The sequence below is a fragment of the Ochrobactrum sp. AP1BH01-1 genome, from assembly GCF_018066705.1.
GTDB lineage: Bacteria > Pseudomonadota > Alphaproteobacteria > Rhizobiales > Rhizobiaceae > Brucella.
The window spans coordinates 1,076,493-1,095,990 of record NZ_JAGPOU010000002.1; the positions used below are offsets into that span (position 1 = coordinate 1,076,493).

The window sequence follows — 19,498 nt, forward strand, 5'->3', positions numbered from 1 at the left end:
AAGGGACCCTAAATCGGTTGAAAACAAGACGACAATAAACGCAAATTCAGATTGAACATTATGTGCAATTACAAAGCGGGATCAAAGTCAAGTTAATAGCTTGCAATATTGGTGAACACCAAATCTTGAAGGAGCTATGGCTAGAATAAGCGAGTGCTAAAATTAAACCAAAAACAACATCATTCAGCAAAAAGCTTTCGTCACGTAGTTTTTACCTTGAGATTTGTCCCCAGAAGCTTTTCGGCAATCATCCGTCCGATAGGTATGGAAGATGTTGCTGCCGGTGACGGCGCGTTGCAGACGTGAAGCATTCTCTCCGTTTCCCTGAAAAGAAAATCATGTACCAGCGTCCCGTCATCAAGAACGGCTTGCGCGCGTATTCCGGCCCCCGGCGCACCGAGATCGGAAAGCTCCAGTGTCGGGCAATATTTCCGGCATTCCGTCAAATAGCGCGCGCGAGACGCGGAATTGCTGAATTCGGATAGCGCCGAGCGCCAGTTCTTCATTGCCATCTTCCAGAAGCCGGGAAATGCAGCCATGTCCGCGACATCGCCAGCGCGAAAACTGCCCTTGTCGTACCCTTCGCGCGAGAATCCCAGAACCGCATTCGGGCCGACGGTGACGCCGCCATCGATCGTCCGCGTCAGATGGATGCCGAGAAACGGCAGGTCGGGATCGGGAATCGGATAGATCAGATGCTTGACGATATTCGCCTTCGATTGCGGCAAGGTGTAGAATTCGCCACGAAACGGCACGATGCGGTGGCTGATATCCAGCCCGGCAAGACGCGCGATACGGTCTGACTGCAATCCGGCACAGGCGACAAGTTTGGAAGCGTGCACGGTTTCGCCCGCCGCCGTTACCGTAACGCCCCTGTCATCCTCCCGGATTGCGGTCACCGGCGAATTGAGCCGAACGATACCGCCGCGCTCAACGATTTCCGCCGCCATCGCCCGCGATACTTTCGCGTAATCGACAATACCCGTCGCAGGCACGAGGAGCGCCCCCAGCCCCGCGACCGCAGGTTCGACCTTGCGCAGCGCCTGCTGATCCACATGCTGGAAAGCGATGTCGTTCTGGATCGCACGCCTAGCCAGAGCCTCCATGCGCTCGATCTCCTGCGGAGAGGTTGCCACCAGAAGCTTGCCGCAAGTTTCAAAAGGGATGGAATATTGCCTGCAAAAGGCTTTTGTCGCTTCGGCGCCTGCCCGGCACAATTGCGCCTTTAGTGAACCCGGCTGGTAATAGATGCCGGCATGGATGACGCCGCTATTGTGTCCCGTCTGGTGACGGGCGAAATCGCTTTCCTTCTCCAGCAGAATGATCCTTGCGCCCGGCTCGGCTTCCTGCATGGCTTTTGCTGTCGCGAGCCCGACGACTCCCCCGCCGATGACGCAGTAATCATAGTCTGCCACGAAGTCCCCTCCTCATGCCTTTCCCGACGCAAACACCCTGCCTTGCAGGCGCCCGGCGGGATGATTACCTGTTACTTATACGATTGCGGCCTTGGTTGCAGCACCGCAAAATGGCATTCTCTGCCAAATCCGGTTCCCCCATGCGGAGATGATACATGCGCCATCAGTTCGACCTTTTTGCTCCTTCCTCGGAGGAAGAGGAAGTGCTGCGCCCTGTACGTACCCGGCCCGGCAAGGGGAGCGGCATCGATGAAGCGGAGATGGTGAAGCGCCTGAAAGACAGCGGGCGTTACCGCATCCTGCAGCGCCTCGACCCGCCGCCGACCGTTCCCAATGCCGACAAGATCGCCTTCCCGCGTCTGGGCGTTGTCGTGGACACGGAAACAACCGGCCTCAATCCGGCGCAGGAAGAAATCATCGAAATCGGTGCGGTCGCCTTCCGCTATGCGGACGACGGATCTATCGGCGATGTCTGCGCCACGTTCGGCGCGCTGCAGCAGCCGTCCAAGCCGATACCCGCCGACATCACCCGCATCACCGGCATTACCGACGACATGGTGAAGGGCCAGACGATCCCACGCGAGACGCTGGACGCGCTCATCGCCGAGGCCGACATCATCATCGCGCATAATGCGGGCTTCGACCGTCCGTTTCTTGAACGCTTCTCAATCGCTTTCGCCAACAAGCCTTGGGCGTGCTCGGTGAAGGAGATCGACTGGACCGCACGCGGCTTTGAAGGCACCAAGCTTGGTTACCTGATCGGTCAGAGCGGCTATTTCCACAACGGGCATCGGGCCGAAGACGATTGCCAGGCCCTGCTCGCGGTGCTGAAGGAGCAATCGGGCGTAACCACGCCCTTTGCCGAACTGTTGAAGGCAAGCCAGCGCGCGCGGATGCGTATCTATGCGGAGAACAGCCCGTTCGAAATGAAAGATCACCTGAAGGCGCGTGGCTATCGCTGGTCGGACGGCACTGATGGACGTCCGAAATCATGGTGGACGGAAATCGGGGAAGACGAACTCGAAGCCGAACTCGAATATCTGCGCACCGAGATATACCACTGGCGCGACGCCGATCCGCTGATCCAGAAGCTCACCGCCATGGACCGTTACAAGGAACGCGCGCCGCTTCGTCCGAAGAAGTAAAAGCCCCCAACATCCCGAGCGCCTGCCCATCTCCCTCATCCTGAGGAGGTGACCTGAGCTGGTCGAAGGTCACCGTCTCGAAGGATAGGAGATGGCCCCTCGCCTTCGAGACGGCGCTTCGCGCCTCCTCAGGATGAGGCGCAGGATTTGGCAGTCACGCAATAACTGGCCACGGCCTCTGCGCTGGCCGCATCTCCTCATAAGCTTTGGCCAGTCGCAGCACGCCCAAATCGTCGAAACGCTGTCCAAAAATCTGCAGGCCGATCGGCAAGCCCTTTGCCGTATAACCGCAATTGATCGAGATCGCAGGCTGTTCCGACATATTCATCGCCACGGTGAAGGCAATATGTTCGAAGGGGCGCTGCGGATCATTGATCGGAGAGGCCCACTCCGCTGGATAGGTCGGCATCGGCGCGGTTGGCGAAATGATGAAGTCGAAATCCTTCGACGCGGCGAGCGCTGCATGGCGCATCGCATCGATCTGCGCGAAGCCGGAATAGACCTCCTCGCCGTTCAGACCTTCGGCGGTTTCGGTCCACTGATAGATGTAAGGCAGGATTTTCGCACGGTTTTCCGGCGTCATCTTCTTCACATCCGCCCAGGACCGCGCACGCCAGAAGCGGTCGAGACCATCGATCATGGTGCGATTGAGGAACGGAGCAACCGGCTCGATGATCGCGCCCGCATCGGCAAAAGCTTTCGCGGCTGCTTCAACGGCGGCTCGGGTTTCATCGCCGGTCGGCTCGCCGAAACCGGCATCGAGCCACAGGCCGATCTTCAGTCCCTTGACGTCGATATTCAGGTCCATCCAATCGATGTCCTGATAAGGCAGGCTCATCGCATCGCGACGGTCGGGTCGCGACAACACCGACATGTAAAGCGCAGTGTCGGCAACCGTGCGGGTCATCGGACCGGCGACACGGCCGAGGAATGGCGGATCAATCGGAATGCGCCCGAAGGACGGTTTCAGACCGACGAGACCGCACCAGCCGGCAGGCAGGCGGATGGAGCCGCCAATATCGGTGCCGATATGCAAGGGACCGTAACCGGCGGCACCGGCGCTGCCCGCACCGGCACTGGAACCGCCCGGATTGGTGGCGAGGTCCCATGGATTGCGCGCCAGCTTGTGGAAACTCGACAGGCCCGACGACAACATGCCGAGATCAGGCATGGTCGTCTTGGCGAGAAGCACGCCGCCAGCCTCGCGTGTGCGCGCCGCAGGCGGGGCGTCAGCGGCGGCAGGGTTCAGCGGCAGAGCCGCGCAGCCAAGCGGTACAGGCGTTCCTTCGGTTGCGATATTTTCCTTGATCGTCAACGGCACACCATCGATGGGTCCGGCAGGCTCGCCCTTCACCCAGCGCGCTTCCGAAGCCTTGGCCGCCGCCCGCGCAACATCCGGATCGTAAGCCCAAAGCGCATTCAGCTTCGGCTCATAGGCTTCAATGCGGGTGATGACGGCTTCCGTGACCTCGACCGGCGAGAGCGACTTCGCCTGATAGGCGGACACGAGTTCGACGGCTGACAAATCGGCAAGATTCGACATTGGATATTTCCTCAAATCACTCAGGCAACTTCAGTGTGGAGCTTGGGCGTCGCACTCGCTTGCGGCGACCGGAAAACGGCTTCGGCACGGCATCGACCAGCGCCCGCGTATAGTCGTGCTGCGGATTGTCGAACACCGCATTGGTCGGCCCCTGCTCGACAATATTGCCGCGATAGATCACGGCGACGCGGTCGGTGATTGCGCGCACCACGCCGAGGTCGTGGCTGATGAAGAGATAGGAAAGGCCGAACTTTTCCTGCAAATCCATCATCAGGTTCAAGACCTGCGCCTGAATGGAAACGTCAAGCGCGGAGACCGGCTCATCGGCGACAATCAGCGCCGGTTTGGTGATCAGGGCGCGCGCAATGGCAATGCGTTGGCGTTGTCCGCCGGAAAACTCATGCGGGTATTTTTCCGCAGATGCTTTCGGCAGGCCAACCGCCTCCAGCACTTCCGCCACGCGGTCGTCACGGTCTTTAGCGCTCGTGCCGCTTTCCAGCGAGACAATCGGCTCGGAAATGATGCGCTTCACCGTATGGCGTGGATCAAGCGAGCCGTAGGGGTCCTGAAAGATCGCCTGAAAGCCCTTGCGCGCCTCGCGCAAACCGGCGCGATCCAGCGCGTAGATATCCTGCCCGTTGATGAGTATCTGTCCCGATTGCGGACGCTCCAACCCCATCACGGCGCGGGCCAGCGTGGATTTGCCTGAGCCGCTTTCGCCGACAATGCCGAGGCTTTGCCCGGCTTCGATCTCGACATTAACCCCATGCAGCACGCGCAATGCGCTTGGCTTTGAAAAAAATGACGGACGCGGCAACTGGTATTCACGCACAACGTCACGCACCTGCAAGATCATTTTGCTCATGCAAGCACCTCACCGTCGCGCGGATGAATACAGGCGGCGCGGTGCACGACGCCTTCGCTTTCTCCGATCAGATCAAGCGGCGGAATGATCCGCCGGCAATCGCCCTGCACGAATGCGCAGCGATCGGCAAAGGTGCAATAAGGCGGGCGCGCCAGCGGGTCCGGCACCACGCCGGGGATAGCGGCGAGCCGCTGGCGTCCCGTGCCATGGCTGCGCACCAGCGCAGCGCCATGGGGAGAAGCCTGGAACAGTCCGCGTGCATAAGGATGCGCCATGCGGTTAAACACTGCTTCCGTGCGCCCGGTCTCGACGATTCGGCCTGCATACATGACAGCGATGCGGTCGGTCATTTCCGACACGACGCCGAGATCATGGGTAATCAGCATCAGGGCCGTGCCAGTCTCGTCGATCAGCTCGTCCATCAGGTCGAGAATTTGCGCCTGAACGGTGACGTCGAGTGCAGTTGTCGGCTCGTCGGCGATCAGCAGGTCGGGTTCGCAGGCAATCGCCATGGCGATCATCACGCGCTGGCGTTGCCCGCCCGACAGCTGGTGCGGATAAAGATCGAGATTGAAGCGCGGCGCTGGCAGCCCGACGCGATCCAACAGCTCGCGCGCCTTGCGCTCCGCATCGGCGCGGCTTTCGCTTAAATGCAGGCGGCGGCCTTCGGCGATCTGCGCGCCGATGGACTTGACCGGATTGAGCGCCGTCATCGGCTCCTGAAAGATCATCGCCATGCGCCGTCCGCGCATCTTGCACAGCTCCGCTTCCGGCTTGTTCGCCAGATCTTCACCGTCGAAACGCAAGCTACCGCGCACCCGCATCCGGTCGGGCAGCAAGCCCATGGCGGCAAGGGCGGTGATCGACTTGCCGCTGCCGGACTCGCCCACCACACCGAGGCGCTCGCCACGGTTCAGCGTCAGGGTAATGTCGGACACGATGTCAGCGACCTTGAGACCGATCGGCAATTCGACTGACATATTGTCCATTTCAAGGAGGGGTGTCGTCATCTCTGCCTCCTGACCCGCGGATCAAGCACGTCGCGCAATCCGTCGCCCAGCATGTTGAGACCAAGCACGGCGAGCGTGATGGCAAGGCCGGGGAAAATGGCGAGCCATGGCGCGTCATAGATGAAGGTCTGTGCGTCGTTGAGCATCTTGCCCCAGCTTGGCATCGGTGGTTGCGTGCCAAGCCCAACATAGGAAAGGCCCGCTTCGGCAACGATGGCGAGCGCGAACTGGATCGTCGCCTGCACGATCAGCACATGGTTGATATTGGGCAGCACATGCAAAAGCGTGATCGACACGTCGCCGCGCCCGGCACAACGCGCCGCCTGCACATACTCGCGCTTCCACAAGCCCAGTGACGCGCCACGAGTGACGCGCGCAAAGACCGGAATATTGAAAATGCCGATGGCAATCATGGCGTTAACGGCACCGGGGCCGAAAATGGCAGTGATGATGACGGCGGTAAGAAGCGCCGGAAACGCGAAGGCGAGATCGGTCATGCGCATGACGAAACCATCGATCAGCCCGCCGCGCGCCGCCGCAAGCGACCCGAGTGGAATACCGATCCCGGCGCCGACAAGCACGGCGATGATGGACACGGCAATGGAGTTGCGTGCGCCAACCATGATCATTGAAAACACGTCGCGACCGAAATTATCCGTGCCGAACAGATGGCGGAAGCTCGGCCCCTGTAATTTGTCGCGGAAATCCATGGCCGTCGGCGAATAGGGCGTCCAGAAAAAGGAGATGACGGCCATCGCGATCAGAATGATCGTGATAAGTGAGCCGATGGTCAGGCTGCGGCTCAACAGCACCGTTTTGAACACACCCGGTTTCGGGAAAGCCTGCGTTTCACTCATCGGCTGCCTCCCGTCGAAAGGCGCGGATCGATGAAGCCATAGACAAGATCGACAATGAAATTGACCGCGATCACGGACGCGGCGAGCAGCGTCACCAGCGACTGCACGGTGACGAGATCGCGCTGCGCGATGGCCTGAAACACCAGCCGTCCAAGACCGGGCAGATTGAAGACGTTTTCGATGATGATGGTTCCCGCCAGCAGAAAGGAGAATTGCAGGCCGATGATGGTGACGACCGGGATCAGCGCATTCGGCACCGCGTGACGCCAGAGTGCGGCCTTGCGCGTCAGGCCCTTGGCGCGGGCGGTGCGCACGAAATCCTCGCCCAGCGTTTCGATGACCGCCGAACGGGTGACACGCGCCAGAATGGCGGCTAGCGGCAGCGCCAGCGCCAAAGCGGGCAGGAACAGCGAGCGGATGCCGTTCCAGAAACCGCCTTCCCAGCCAGCAAAGCCCGAGGCCGGAAACCAGCCAAGCTGCAAGGCAAAAAGCAGGATCAAAAGCAGGCCGAGCCAGAAATTCGGAATGGCGACGCCGACCTGCGCCACGCCCATGGAGAGCACGTCACCGGTCTTGCCGCGCTTGGAAGCGGCATAGACACCGACCGGAATGGCGACGGCGACCGACAGGATCATCGACAGAAGCGCCAGCGGCAGCGTGACCATGATGCGTGGTCCAAGCAGTTCGCTGATCGGCACGGAATAGGTATAGCTCGTGCCGAAATCGCCTTTCAGAAAGCCGCCAATCCACGTGAGATAGCGCCACCATAGCGGCTGATCGAGGCCGAGCTGCTTGTGAAGTGCCGCGAGCGTTTCCGGCTGCGCATTGATGCCCAGGATCACCGCCGCCGGATCGCCCGGCAGCACTTGCATCAGCAGAAAGACGATGACGGAAGCCGCAAGCGTCGTAAGCAGGAGCGAGACCAACCGCCCGGATATGTAAGACAGCAAAGCGACCTCCTCGGAAAGGCGGTTATCCGCTTTCCACATTCCAATCCACCGCGCACCCGGCCCTTATCTTTATGGAGCGCACGGCCATTCTTGTTGCTCGCCGCCCCTTTGCCAAAGCGCCGGGGCGGAGGTTCTTATTCGGCCCAGTAAGCCTGGGTCACATCGTCTGCCGGGATCGGCATATTCTTCCACAAGCCCTTGACTTGTCTGTTCCAGACGCCGATTTTCGGCAGCGCATAGAGGAAGATGTTCGGCTCGTCGGCAGCAAGCTTTTCCTGCAGCTTCTTCACGAGTTCGAGCTGCTCCTCATCGCTGCCAGCCTCGGCATAGGCCTTGTATAGCGCCTTATATTCCGGGTTGTTATAGTTGAAGTAGTACTTGTCGCGGGCATAGATATCGAGATCACGCGCTTCAGTATGGGCGATGATCGTCGCGTCGAAATCCGAGCGCTTGAACACCTGATCCAGCCACTGCGCAAACTCGATCGGCACCAGATTGGCCTGAATGCCGACCTCGGCCAGCATTGCTGCAATGATTTCGCCGCCGCGACGCGCATAGGCCGGAGGCGGAAGCGTGATGGTGATCGACGTGCCAGCCGGAACGCCAGCTTCCTCCAGCAACTGCTTCGCCTTTGCCGGGTCATAGGGATAGGTTTCCGACAGGTCGACATAACCCGGATCGACCGGCGCATAATGCGAGCCGATTGGCGTGCCGAAACCGGAATAAACGCCTTCAATCAGCGCCTTGCTGTCGATGGCATGCGCCAGCGCCTGACGCACCTTAATATTGTCGAACGGAGCCTTGGCATTGTTGAGCGACAGCAGAACCTTGCCTGCCGTATCGCCCACTTCAACCTGCAGCTTGTCGTCGCTTTTGAAGCGGCTGATCAGTTCCGGCGCCTGGAACATCGGGAACACGTCGATGTCCCCGGCAAGGATGGCGGCGGCCGCAGCCGACGGGTCGCTCACAAAGCGGAACGTGACGGCGGAAAGCTTTGCAGGTTCGCCCCAGTAATCCGCGTTGCGCTCCAGCTCGACACGGTCGCCCTGCACCCAGCGTTTGAATTTGAAAGGGCCCGTGCCAACCGGCTTGGTCTTGTTGTCGGCAGCCGAATTGGGCGCGACCATGACAGCGTCGCCCCAACCCATATTGAACAGGAAATTCGAGGTCGGACGCTTCAGCGTGACAACGGCGGTTGCAGGATCGGGACATTCCGTGCTCGCAATCGGCTCGAACAGCCCCTTCTGCGCATTGGTGGAATCCGGAGCCACGGCTCGATCATAGGAGAATTTCACCACCGAGCAGTCGAACGGCGTGCCGTCATGAAACTTCACGCCCTGCCGCAACTTGAACGTATAGGTCTTCTTGTCGTCGGAGACGGTCCAGCTTTCAGCCAGAAGCGGCTTCACCGTGCCGTCTTCGACAATCCGCACCAGACCTTCATAGAGGTTCGCATAGGTAACCTGCCGAATGCCAGCGGCAGCATTCGCCGTCGGATCGAGGCCCGGCGGCTCCAGCACTTCGCCGACCACCAGCGTGTCTTTTGCAAATGCACCGTTGATCGATGCCAGCATCGCGGCTGTTATCAGCCCGGCTTTCAGCAGTTTACCCATTGTTCCTCTCTGGCTCCCCTTGCCTCTTTGTTAAATCGAGCGCCCGCCATCCACGTCGAGCGCAACCCCGGTAATCATAGAGGCAGCAGGCGAACAAAGGAAAGCCGCAGCTTCAGCCAGATCGTCAGGTTTCAACAGGCGGCCCATCGGAATGGAATCGCGGAATTTTTTGCGGATTTCCTCGGTGTCTTCACCCATGAACGTGGTGAGAAGCGGCGTTTCACCGGCCACCGGGTTCAACGCCACGACACGAATCTTCGCCGGAGCAAGCTCGATAGCGAGCGCTTTGGTAACCGAAACCACCCAGCCCTTGGTGGCATTGTACCAGGCAAGGTTCGGACGCGGGCGACCAGCGCCGGTCGAGGCGACGTTGAGGATTACACCCTCTCCATTGCCCTTGAAATGCGGAATGAGCTTGCGCGTCATCAGATAAACGCCGCGCACATTGACGCCGAGAATGCGGTCGAATTCTTCCGGCTCCACCAGTTCGGCATTTTGCGGCTTGTGGCCGATGCCGGCATTGTTGATCAGAATATCGACCTTCCCGAACTTCGACAGGGCAGCTTCCACCGCTGCATCGACATCACTTTCCTTGGAGATATCGGCAGCCACGGCCAGCGCCGCATCGCCAATTTCACCCGCAACGCGCTCAGCGCCGGCCTCGTCGCGGTCAACGATGACGACCTTTGCGCCGCCGTCAGCGAAGCGCTTTGCCATGCCTTCGCCAAACCCCGAACCTGCTCCCGTGATGAGCGCGACCTTACCTTCAAGCGACACTGCAATTCTCCCAAATGCTATTCTTAACCGTGCCAGACCGAGATGGTCTTCAGCGAGGCAAACCCGTAGAGCGCCTCGAAACCCTTTTCGCGGCCATGGCCGGATTTCTTCACGCCGCCGAACGGCAATTCGATGCCGCCGCCGGCCCCGTAATTGTTGATGAACACCTGACCGGAATGGATGGCACGCGCCAGGCGGAACTGACGACCGCCATCATTGGTCCAGATGCCGCAGACGAGGCCATAATGCGTACCATTGGCAATCGCGATAGCTTCTTCTTCCGTGTCGAAAGGCAGGATGACCTGCACCGGACCAAAAATTTCCTCCTGTGCCAGACGATGGTCGACAGGCACGTCGCGGATCAGCGTCGGCAGGACATAGGCCCCGCCTTCCGGCGCGTCAGCGACCAACTCGCCTTGCGCAGCAATAGCCAGCCCGCTTTCCTTCGCCAGATCGAGATAGTTCTCGACAATCGCCTTCTGGCGTTGCGACACCACCGGACCGACAGACAGGTCGGCGCTGGCCGGACCAACCTTCAATGCGCGGTAACGCTCGCTCATGCGGGCGACAACTTCTTCATAAATGCTGCGCTCGACCAGAATGCGCGACGAGGCCGAGCAGGTCTGACCGGCATTCTGGATGCCCGCATTGACCAGAAACGGCAAGGCGCGGTCGAGATCGGCATCGGCGAAAACAATCTGCGGCGATTTTCCGCCAAGTTCCAGCGTCACCGGCACGGTGTTCTTCGCCGCCGCAGCCTGCACCGCCTCGCCGGTACGCACCGATCCTGTGAACGAGATGTGATTGACGTCAGGATGTTCGGAGAGCGCTGCGCCCGCTTCCGCGCCAAGCCCGGTTACCACGTTCAGCGCGCCTTTCGGCAGGCCGGACTTTTCGGCAATCCTGGCAAATTCCAGAATGGTCAGGCAGGCTTCTTCGGCAGGTTTCACCACGGCGGCATTGCCCATGGCCAGCGCCGCACCCAGGCTGCGGCCCAGAATCTGCATCGGATAGTTCCACGGAATGATATGCCCCGTGACCCCATGCGGTTCATAGATCGACAGAACCGTAAAGCCGTTCTGATAAGGCAGCGTATCGCCATGCACCTTGTCGGCGGATGCGCCGTAAAATTCGAGATAACGCGCCAGCGCCACCACATCGGCGCGCGCCTGAGTGACCGGCTTGCCGACATCCTTCGATTCCAGCTCGGTCAGGAGGTCGATGTTCTTCAACACCTCTTCCGAAATACGATGCAACACGCGACCGCGCTCGGTCGCCGTCAGCTTGCCCCAATCGCCGGAAAGCGCGCTGCGGGCCGCAGCCACCGCCAGGTCGACATCGGCCTTGGCGCCGCGCGCAATCAGCGCCAGATCACTGCCATCGGATGGGTTTTTGAGTGTGATGTGCTCGCCACCAACGGCATCCTGCCATTCACCCGCGATAAAGTTGCCATAACGGAGCAAGCCGGCTCCTCCCGTCTTGTTCTCATGCTTCATTTTCGTTCTCCCGAAGAGGCATTTCCGCCTCCAACCTTGCCGTGGTTGCGCGGATATGCGCCCGCGCCAGCCGCTCGGCCTCCTCGCCATCACGCACCGCGATGGCCTCGACAATGGCTCCATGTTCGCGGATTGCATTTCGCGCCCGGTCCACCGACAGCGAAAAGGACGGCGCGAAAACCTGCGATGTCATGCGCAGAAGCGGCACGAAGGCGATCAGAGAAGCGTTGCCCGCCGCGTCCATCACCGCCATATGAAAATCGACATTGGATTGCGTATAGGCTTTCGGGTCCCACGGATCGACAACCGCACCCTGCCCCGCAACATGCGCGCGCAGCTTTGCAATATCCTCATCCGTCGCCCGTTCGGCAGCAAAACGCGCGGCTACACCGTCCAGCACCTCGCGCACTGCATAGGCATCGATCAGGCGGGTGAGATCGGCGGAAGCGACACGAACGCCCCTGCCCGGCAGGTGGATGACCAGCCCGTCGCGCTCCAAAACACGCAGAGCCTCGCGCAGTGGTGTGCGGCTGATGCCGAATTCAGCCGCGATATGTTCCTGCCGCAATATGGCGCCTGGCGCATAATCACCCGCATAAATCCGTTCACGAAGTGCTTCAGCCACTTCGTCCAGCAAACGGGTCTGACTGCGCCATTCAAAAGCCGCCAATAGAAAAGCCTCCCAACTTTTCTGGACACAATATCCTGGATACAAAATCAGTCAATCTGAAAACGAATGTGCTTTTCAGAAATCAAAGGGAGATTGAAAGACCGGAAATTTCGTGACGGCCGCGCAAAACGATACAAACTGTCGGGAGTATATTTGCATCGTCAGAAATGCCTGCGCATGGCAAGGCCTTCACTCGCCGACGATTTCGGCCAGCATATCGGCAAGCTGACGAATCTGGTCGGGGCCGTTATCCATATGCCGGATGACGATTTCCATCGGTTCAACGGATGGCAATCCTGCAGCGGCGGGCACCAGACAATGACCGGGCAGCGCCACGCGCGTTGGCAGCAGGCTGACCCCCAACCCTTCGGCGACCGCGCTCTGGATACTGGCCAGGCTGGAGCTGGTGAAAACCACATGCCAGCGCCTGCCAACCCGGTCGAGCGCCTCCATCATATCGCTGCGATAAAGCCCGTTCGGCGGGAACACGACGAGTGGCAACGGATCGGCGTGCGACACGGGAAAATCGGCGCTATCGAGCCAGGATAGCGGTTCCGGCCAGTGCATGGTCCCCACCGTTTCGCCGCGCTTCTGTTTCACCATGACAAGATCGAACTCGCCGGTGTCGAACCCTTTCTGCAAGTCGCGGCTGAGACCGCTCGTCACCTCGAGTTTCGTATTGGGATGCGTGCGCATGAAACGCGCCAGCGCAGGCGTAACGAGCCGTGAGGCGAAATCTTCCGGCAGGCCGAGGCGAAACACGGCAGCGAGCGCCGTGCCGGTTATCGCCGCTGCCGCCTCATCATGCAGGTGCAGGATGCGGCGCGCATAACCCAGCAACTTTTCGCCCGCATCGGTCGGGCGCACATCATGCCGGGCACGCTCCAGAAGCGCCTGACCAGCGGCTTCCTCCAGCCGTATGATCTTCTGGCTCACCGTGGATTGGGTCGAGTGCAATTGCAAGGCCGCAGCTGTAAAACTGCGGCTGTCGACAACGGCCACGAAGGCCCGCAAAAGATCGAGACTGAAAGCAGTATTCATAAATCCACTGAATGCCAGTTCAACATTTAATTTCCGAATATGCTCCCCTGCTTGTATGAACGCAACAAGCAGGAGAACCAGCCGATGCGTCAAACGATATTCAGCTTGAGTGCCTTGGCCTTGATTGCAGGGACGATAATTATGACCGAAGCGACATTGCCCGGACATCACGCCGCAGCGCATGCCCAAGCCGAAACCTCTCTTCTTCAAGCCGCGGCAAGTGGCGATCTGGCTGCTGTCAAAGCAGCCATCAAGGCCGGAGCAGATCTCGAAGCGCGAGGCAAGAATGGTGAGACAGCGCTTCTAGCGGCTACTCACGGCAACCATATCGAGGTCGCGGGTACCCTCATCGATGCGGGTGCCGACGTCAATGCCAAGGATGCCATCAAGGATAGTCCCTATTTATATGCGGGCGCGCGCGGACATCTCGAAATCCTCAAGATGACGCTCGCGCATGGAGCGGACCTCAAAAGCACCAACCGCTATGGCGGAACGGCGCTGATCCCGGCTTCCGAACGCGGCCATGTCGAAACGGTGCGCACGCTGATCGAGGCTGGCGTGAAGGTCGATCACGTCAACAATCTTGGCTGGACGGCGCTCCTTGAAGCCATCATGCTCGGCGATGGCGGTGAGCGCCATGTCGATATCGTGAGGCTTCTCATCGATGCGGGTGCAGACGTGAACCTTGCCGACAATGACGGCGTGACGCCGCTTCAGCACGCCCGCAGCCGCGGCTATGCGCCGATGGTGGCACTGCTGGAAAAGGCGGGTGCGAAATGAGCAGCGACAGCACATTTCTCGATCAGGCCATCAAGCTCGCATTCGACAATGTTGAACAAGGCGGACGCCCTTTCGGTGCGGTGGTCGTCAAGGGCGGCAAGGTCATCGCCACAGGTGTCAATCGCATGCAGGCCGATTGCGACCCGACCGCCCATGCCGAGTTGCTGGCATTGCGCGCAGCCGGCAAGGCGCTGCAATCGCCGCGTCTCGATGGCTGTGAAGTCTATGCCAGCGGCCAGCCCTGCCCCATGTGCTTTGCGGCAATGCGCATGGCAGGTGTCGAAAAAATCCGCTTCGCCTATTCCAATGAGCAGGCCGAGCCTTTCGGCCTTTCAACCGCGAAAATTGCCGCAGAACTCGCCAAGCCTCTGAGTGCACAGACCGGCATCAGTTTTGAGCATTCTCCACCGGAAAACGATCCTCAACTTTACCAAACCTGGAAAAACACGAACAAGTCCGGCGCCTGAGACATGCAGACCACCCATCCAGCGACCAGCAGCAAGAACGCCGAAAGTGTCGCCCTCATCGCGCTCGTCGTCCTGATCGGCCTCAACCTGCGTCCGTTCCTGACCGCGCCGGGGCCTGTTCTTTCGGACATTGCAGCCGACACCGGAATGGGTTTCGGTGCGCTGTCGCTGCTCACCTTTCTGCCAATGATGTTGATGGGACTTGGCGCTTTCGCCGCCCCGCGCATCCAGTCCCGCTTCGGTACGCGCCGCAGCATGTTCGCAGCCCTTGCCGTTCTGGCAACCGGCTCTCTCCTGCGTGGTTTTGTGCCGGATGGCATTTCGCTGGTGCTGACCGCCGTACTGTGCGGCGCAGGTGTTGCAATGATCCAGGCCCTGATGCCGGGCCTGATCAAGGCCAATTTCCCGTCGAGCGTCGCCACCGTGACGGGGCTTTATTCAGCTATGATCATGGGCGGCGGCGCTCTCGGCGCACGGCTGACACCATGGCTTGCGGGCAACCAGCATAATTGGCGCTTCGCCCTTGCTATCCTTGCAATCCCCGCAGTGTTGGCCTTGCTGACTGCACTTCCCATTCTCCGCGAGACGTCATCGTCAGGCAAAAAGTCCGGAATAACCGGGCACCTGCTGCAGCGCCACCGCACCTGGGTGCTGATGGCTGCTTTCGGTCTCGTCAACGCGGGTTATTCATCCATGGTTGCGTGGCTTGCTCCCTATTATCAGTCGCTGGGTCTTGCTGCTTCCACCACCGGCAATCTCGTCGCGGCAATGGCTATCGCACAGGCGCTCGCCGCTTTCGGGCTGCCCCTGCTCGCCCGCCACAGCACCGACCGCCGCCCCTGGCTGCTGCTGACATTGGCCATGCAGGCAGTTGGCTTCGCAGGTCTTGCTTTTGCACCGCAGCTTTCGCCCTTTTTCTGGTCCGCCATCTGCGGCGCAGGTCTTGGCGGCAGTTTCGCCCTTGCCATGATTACATCGCTCGACCACTTGCCAAGACCGGAAGAAGCAGGCGCGCTGGCTGCAATGATGCAGGGCGGCGGCTTCCTGATCGCGGCCCTCGGCCCCGTCGCGACCGCTTTCCTGCACGGGCTGACCGGCTCGTTTGCTTCCGGCTGGATCATGCACCTCGTTCTGGTCGCAAGCATCTGCCCGCTCTATCTGAGCTTCAATCCGCACAAATACGCGCATGTGATGAAACTGCCGGTTCAGGCGGGAAGCGGCACACAATAGCGTTACTTGGCCGGTTTACGGCTCAAAACCAGTTTTTGCCGAGCAATTATCGGCTAGAGAGCTTGCTGACCTTCCCGATCGGGCTAAGGTTGCAGGAAACCTGTTTTTGTTTGCGGCACCTGAGCGGTTCTGGCTGACGCGGAACCGTCAGAACCGTTCCGGTTGCGAATACTGGTAATAATATGAAGCACGAAACCGCTATCATTAAGGGCACGTCCGCCGCTCCGGACGGTTTGCCCAAGCCGAGAATCTATTGGGCATGGGCAACCCTGATGGTGGGCCTGACGCTCGCCGTCATCGACGGCACCATCGCAAACGTCGCTCTCCCGACGATTGCCGCCGATTTTTCGGCTGGTCCCGCAGCCTCGATCTGGATCGTCAACGGCTACCAGCTCGCGATTGTGGTCACACTGCTTCCGCTTGCGGCACTTGGCGAAATCTATGGCTATCGGCGCGTCTATCTTGGCGGCGTGGCGTTGTTCACCGTCGCTTCCGTGGCCTGCGTTTTCTCACGCTCGCTGGAGGCGCTCACTTTCGCCCGCATCATACAGGGGCTGGGTGCAGCGGGCCTTATGAGCGTCAACACCGCCCTTTTGCGCTATACGGTTCCGCAGGCGAAATTCGGCACGGCCATCGGTCTCAATGCGCTCTTCGTCGCCGTTTCGTCGACCATCGGTCCGACGCTTGCCGGCATCATGCTGTCATCGCTGAGCTGGCCGTGGCTCTTCGTAATCAACATTCCGCTCGGTGTCGCCGCCGTCCTGATGGGGCTCACAAGCCTGCCCGAGAACGAACGATCCACACGTCGGTTCGACACCGTCAGCGCGGTGTTGACAGCACTCACCATCGGCCTGCTGGTAACCACCATCGACAGCGCGGGAAACGAGGTCGGCTCCTCCGTCGTGCTCATCCAGGCGCTGTGCTGCCTGATTGCGGGCATCCTCCTGACCCGCCGTTCGCTGCGCATGGCTGATCCGCTGTTGCCTCTTGATCTCCTGCGCATCCCGGTCTTCACGCTCTCCATCTGCACCTCTATCATGTCGTTCCTGGCGCAGATGATGGCGTTCATCTCGCTCCCCTTCCTGTTTCAACTCGTTTTTGGTTTCAAGCCGATCGAGGTCGGCTTCCTGATGATGCCATGGCCCATTGCGCTTGCACTCGTCGCCCCGCTTTCCGGCAAGCTTTCCGACAGGCACTCGCCAGCGATTCTGGGGCTGGGCGGCCTCATCACCTTTGCCGTAGGCCTCGCCCTCGTGGGCATGCTGCCCGCACATCCGACAATACCGGATATCTGCTGGCGTATGGCGATCTGCGGCATCGGTTTCGGTCTGTTTCAGGCGCCGAACAACCGCATGATGATCACCTCCACACCTCGCTCGCGCAGCGGAGCTGCAAGCGGCATGCTGGGTACGGCGCGCCTTCTCGGCCAGTCGCTGGGAGCGGCGTTCGTTGCTTTCCTGCTGGCGCAATGGGGCGTGGAAGGAACGCCCTATATTCTCTTCTTCGCATCCGGATTTGCGCTGTTCGCCTCACTGATCAGCGTGACACGCCTGGGACGCTGATTTCATCCACAGCTTTGGAGAGCATCGGCAAATATCTTGCAAAAGAAGCTAAATTCCCTGTTGCAATCTCCGAAGCGTTGGTCCATATAGCGCCTGCCTGACGGAAACGAACGGTTCCGGAACGACTGGCGCGAGCGGGTGTAGCTCAGGGGTAGAGCACAACCTTGCCAAGGTTGGGGTCGAGGGTTCGAATCCCTTCGCCCGCTCCAGTTTCTCTTCAGATCAGCTTTTACGAGGGCTGCCGACAGGCGGCCTTTCGTGTTTATGGTTAGGTCTTCAGATACCCACCTGATTGCAGCAACATCTCGCGAAACAGTTGCCCGATAGGCAACTTCATTTTTGCGTGTGAATTGCGTTCGCTCCTGTTCCATGCAAAAGGCCGCACACAAACGCGTACGGCCTTTATTTACTCTATCTCGTTCTCTTACGCATTATCCTGCGCAAAACCGCTTTAAGCTTATCCATCAAAGCGAGGTTGAGCTCTTCCACCAGTCGGTTCCGCCGTCGTGCGCATACCTGTCTATTTCAGCCAGTTCCTCGGCGCTGAATTCCAGCCCTTTCAGAGCACCCAAGGAGTTCTCGAGCTGTGCCACGGAACTCGCGCCGATCAGGGAAGACGTGACGCGCGGGTCACGAAGCGTCCAGGCAATGGCCATCTGCGCCAATGTCTGCCCGCGACGTTCTGCAATGGCGTTCAGCGCACGGATGCGACCAAGCAGTTCTGCGTTCTCCGCGCTGGCCTTCAGCGAACCGCCCTGATTCGCTCGCGCCCCTTCAGGAATTCCGTTCAGATAGCGTGATGTCAGCAAACCCTGAGCCAGCGGAGAAAAGACGATACAGCCAGTGCCTAACCCATCGAGCGTATCGAGAAGCCCGTTCTCGATCCAGCGATTGAACATGTTGTAATTTGGCTGGTGGATGAAAAGCGGAACACGCTCTTCCTGCAGGATAGCCGCCGCCTTCCCGGTCAACTCCGGCGAATAACTAGAAATGCCGACATAGAGCGCCTTGCCCTGTCGGTGCAGATGCGCGAGCGCTCCCATCGTTTCTTCGAGAGGCGTCGTGGCGTCCACACGGTGGGAATAGAAGACGTCCACATAGTCTAGGCCCATCCGCCTGAGCGACTGGTCGAGGCTGGCGACCAGATACTTGCGGCTGCCGCCAATGCCTCCATAAGGGCCCGGCCACATATCCCAACCGGCTTTTGAAGAGATGATCATCTCGTCGCGATAGGGCCGGAAATCGCCCGCCATGATGCGGCCGAAGTTTTCTTCCGCAGATCCGGGCGGCGGCCCGTAATTGTTCGCGAGATCAAAATGGGTCACCCCCAGATCGAACGCCCGGCGCAGGATCGCGCGACCGTTTTCATAAACATCACGACCACCGAAATTGTGCCAGAGACCGAGCGAAACCGCTGGCAAATCAATGCCGCTCCGACCGGTACGGCGATAGATCATATCTTTCTGATAACGGTCCGCCGCAGCAGAATAATGCATCACGCATCTCCATGAATGAAATGGTTCGGCCATGCACGAGAAGGCGATGCCCGTTCCGTGAATGACCAACCAGGCGCATATTTGGCTCGAAACGGACCCGAGGCAATACTACAATATTGCAAACTCAACGAATGAACGAGAAGATTTTAATCCATCAAGAATGGTCGGAGCGGTCCTGCTCCCCCAGCCCGCCAATCTCCCCGGTCCTTGCTTCTTGCGAAGGCCGATCCGCTGCCGCAACACGGATGGAGTGGCTGGCAACTTGGATATCATATCGTCCGGGATTGATTCTCGAACGTCCCATACAACGGGTTTCAACCATGTCCACAGTTGTACGGCTCTGGCCCATGGCACAGGTTGGTCAGCATCCGCCTCCAAATTTGTTGAGACCATCCTATAGGGAGGGATTGATATTCGGCATTATTTTGGTTTTCTATGACCTTGCCCCGTTGAGATAATCCATTTTGAAGTAAGCTCTGGCCCATTGAGAGGACCAGAGAATGAAGCGCAACCGTTTTACAGACGAACAGATCATCGGCATTCTGAAGGAGCACGAGGCGGGCACGCCTGTCGCGGAGCTT

Annotated in this window: 18 protein-coding genes and 1 tRNA gene; 7 read left to right on the forward strand and 12 right to left on the reverse strand. The window is 59.6% G+C overall.

Annotation, left to right across the window (positions count from 1 at the left end; translation table 11 throughout):
* Positions 1 to 200: 200 nt before the first annotated feature.
* Entirely contained in the window at positions 201 to 1,415 is a 1,215-nt protein-coding gene (lhgD, locus tag J9800_RS10580) for an L-2-hydroxyglutarate dehydrogenase (RefSeq protein WP_114216150.1), read from the reverse strand.
* Positions 1,416 to 1,570: 155 nt separating this feature from the next.
* On the opposite strand from lhgD, the gene J9800_RS10585 reads away from it, so the two are divergent.
* Positions 1,571 to 2,560 carry a 3'-5' exonuclease gene (locus J9800_RS10585; protein WP_114216149.1) on the forward strand — a complete coding sequence of 330 codons (990 nt, stop codon included), beginning with the start codon at positions 1,571 to 1,573 and terminating at the stop codon, positions 2,558 to 2,560.
* 154 nt (positions 2,561 to 2,714) lie between these two features.
* Here the strand turns inward: J9800_RS10585 and J9800_RS10590 are convergent, their stop codons facing one another.
* From J9800_RS10590 to J9800_RS10635, 10 genes are all read right to left on the reverse strand, one after another.
* On the reverse strand, positions 2,715 to 4,103 hold the full coding sequence (locus J9800_RS10590) for an amidase (protein ID WP_114216148.1): 1,389 nt from the start codon (positions 4,101 to 4,103) through the stop codon (positions 2,715 to 2,717).
* A 16-nt stretch (positions 4,104 to 4,119) separates the two neighbouring features.
* Positions 4,120 to 4,968, reverse strand: coding sequence for an ATP-binding cassette domain-containing protein (locus J9800_RS10595; protein WP_114216147.1), 849 nt, complete (start codon positions 4,966 to 4,968; stop codon positions 4,120 to 4,122).
* The gene (locus tag J9800_RS10600; protein ID WP_114216146.1) at positions 4,965 to 5,978 is read right to left on the reverse strand and encodes an ABC transporter ATP-binding protein; all 1,014 of its coding nucleotides are present in this window, start codon (positions 5,976 to 5,978) and stop codon (positions 4,965 to 4,967) included. Before J9800_RS10600 ends, J9800_RS10595 begins: the two co-directional genes overlap by 4 nt.
* Positions 5,975 to 6,835 (reverse strand): ABC transporter permease, encoded by an 861-nt coding sequence (locus J9800_RS10605; protein ID WP_114216145.1) that lies wholly within the window; start codon positions 6,833 to 6,835, stop codon positions 5,975 to 5,977. Before J9800_RS10605 ends, J9800_RS10600 begins: the two co-directional genes overlap by 4 nt.
* The gene (locus J9800_RS10610) at positions 6,832 to 7,785 is read right to left on the reverse strand and encodes an ABC transporter permease (RefSeq protein WP_114216366.1); all 954 of its coding nucleotides are present in this window, start codon (positions 7,783 to 7,785) and stop codon (positions 6,832 to 6,834) included. Before J9800_RS10610 ends, J9800_RS10605 begins: the two co-directional genes overlap by 4 nt.
* A gap of 134 nt (positions 7,786 to 7,919) precedes the next feature.
* Positions 7,920 to 9,398, reverse strand: coding sequence for an ABC transporter substrate-binding protein (locus tag J9800_RS10615; protein WP_114216144.1), 1,479 nt, complete (start codon positions 9,396 to 9,398; stop codon positions 7,920 to 7,922).
* Positions 9,399 to 9,428: 30 nt separating this feature from the next.
* The gene (locus tag J9800_RS10620) at positions 9,429 to 10,175 is read right to left on the reverse strand and encodes an SDR family oxidoreductase (RefSeq protein ID WP_114216143.1); all 747 of its coding nucleotides are present in this window, start codon (positions 10,173 to 10,175) and stop codon (positions 9,429 to 9,431) included.
* A gap of 23 nt (positions 10,176 to 10,198) precedes the next feature.
* Positions 10,199 to 11,671, reverse strand: coding sequence for an aldehyde dehydrogenase family protein (locus tag J9800_RS10625; protein WP_114216142.1), 1,473 nt, complete (start codon positions 11,669 to 11,671; stop codon positions 10,199 to 10,201).
* The gene (locus J9800_RS10630) at positions 11,661 to 12,341 is read right to left on the reverse strand and encodes a GntR family transcriptional regulator (RefSeq protein ID WP_114216141.1); all 681 of its coding nucleotides are present in this window, start codon (positions 12,339 to 12,341) and stop codon (positions 11,661 to 11,663) included. The genes J9800_RS10625 and J9800_RS10630 overlap by 11 nt, the downstream gene beginning before the upstream one ends.
* Positions 12,342 to 12,530: 189 nt before the next feature.
* Positions 12,531 to 13,382 carry a LysR family transcriptional regulator gene (locus J9800_RS10635; RefSeq protein ID WP_114216140.1) on the reverse strand — a complete coding sequence of 284 codons (852 nt, stop codon included), beginning with the start codon at positions 13,380 to 13,382 and terminating at the stop codon, positions 12,531 to 12,533.
* 141 nt (positions 13,383 to 13,523) lie between these two features.
* Between J9800_RS10635 and J9800_RS10640 the strand changes: the two genes are divergently transcribed.
* From J9800_RS10640 to J9800_RS10660, 5 genes are all read left to right on the forward strand, one after another.
* Positions 13,524 to 14,162: an ankyrin repeat domain-containing protein gene (locus J9800_RS10640; protein WP_286167571.1), complete on the forward strand. Its 639-nt coding sequence runs from the start codon at positions 13,524 to 13,526 to the stop codon at positions 14,160 to 14,162.
* Positions 14,159 to 14,629, forward strand: coding sequence for a nucleoside deaminase (locus tag J9800_RS10645; RefSeq protein ID WP_114216138.1), 471 nt, complete (start codon positions 14,159 to 14,161; stop codon positions 14,627 to 14,629). Before J9800_RS10640 ends, J9800_RS10645 begins: the two co-directional genes overlap by 4 nt.
* A 3-nt stretch (positions 14,630 to 14,632) precedes the next feature.
* Positions 14,633 to 15,859, forward strand: coding sequence for a cyanate transporter (locus tag J9800_RS10650; protein WP_114216137.1), 1,227 nt, complete (start codon positions 14,633 to 14,635; stop codon positions 15,857 to 15,859).
* A 182-nt stretch (positions 15,860 to 16,041) separates the two neighbouring features.
* A complete protein-coding gene (locus J9800_RS10655; RefSeq protein ID WP_114216136.1) occupies positions 16,042 to 17,421 on the forward strand; it encodes an MFS transporter in 1,380 nt (459 codons plus the stop codon).
* Between the two features lie 134 nt (positions 17,422 to 17,555).
* Positions 17,556 to 17,630 (forward strand) — tRNA-Gly (locus tag J9800_RS10660).
* Positions 17,631 to 17,885: 255 nt separating this feature from the next.
* On the opposite strand, the gene mgrA is transcribed toward J9800_RS10660, so the two are convergent.
* Positions 17,886 to 18,917, reverse strand: a complete 1,032-nt coding sequence (gene mgrA / locus J9800_RS10665) for an L-glyceraldehyde 3-phosphate reductase (RefSeq protein ID WP_114216135.1) — start codon at positions 18,915 to 18,917, stop codon at positions 17,886 to 17,888.
* A 500-nt stretch (positions 18,918 to 19,417) separates the two neighbouring features.
* Between mgrA and J9800_RS22190 the strand changes: the two genes are divergently transcribed.
* A partial coding sequence (locus tag J9800_RS22190; RefSeq protein ID WP_353618732.1) for a transposase occupies positions 19,418 to 19,498 on the forward strand: 81 nt, incomplete at its 3' end.